Source organism: Shewanella sp. Isolate7 (genome assembly GCF_022398425.1).
GTDB lineage: Bacteria > Pseudomonadota > Gammaproteobacteria > Enterobacterales > Shewanellaceae > Shewanella.
This window is the reverse complement of the sequence record NZ_JAKEVJ010000195.1, coordinates 1-653: the sequence shown is the minus strand read 5'-3', so window position 1 is coordinate 653 and position 653 is coordinate 1. Positions and strand designations below refer to the sequence as shown.

Here is a 653-nt window from a genome sequence, read left to right as displayed (position 1 = left end):
CTTTGGGGGATACGCCTTGCTTCTCCTGTCTAAGCTGGTTTACCCATTTACGCATGGCTGAATTACTGACGCCCATCGCGCTTGCAGCCTCAGTTATGCTGTATCCCTGTTTCGTTACCAGCTGCGCAGCTTCTAATTTGAACTCTGCACTGAATGTCGGTCTTGTGTTCTTCATTTCTACCACCTTTTCTCTGGAAGTGAGTCTATCACTTCGTCTATTCAGGTGGCCAAATTCACTATGCCACTACAATATAAGAGATTGATATTACGCACAATGACACAGATGCTAGAAAGTGCATTTAACGCCCACGTTAAGGGGCGGCTACAGCTTGGCTATACTTTGTGAGGAACGAACATCAGCCAAGCTTTAGGGAAACTGCGAACAAGTCCTGCAATTTAGGTATCGCCTGATTTTTGAACGCTAACTGTTCAATTTTGGCCAATATACTGCCGTTTTACGCCGAATTTCGACCTAATTCCAGGCTGTTCCCGGATTTCAGACAGATCTTGGCTGTCGTCGTAACATCTGGTCTACTTTAAACAGGTTCGCCAAGGTGAATAGCATGGCTAACTGTGAGTCATTTTTCGTCAGCCCTTTATAGCGTGCTTTGATAAAGCCGAACTGACATTTGATGATCCGAAACGGGTGTTCT

General features: G+C 45.3%; 1 protein-coding gene and 1 pseudogene. Both read right to left on the bottom strand.

Translation table 11 applies throughout. The features are described 5' to 3' along the window. Positions 1-175 (bottom strand): transposase (locus tag L1D47_RS20980; protein WP_239882609.1); only part of this gene is annotated, 175 nt, incomplete at its 3' end. A 321-nt stretch (positions 176-496) separates the two neighbouring features. Then, positions 497-653: pseudogene (locus tag L1D47_RS20975) on the bottom strand (IS5/IS1182 family transposase); the annotation flags it as partial.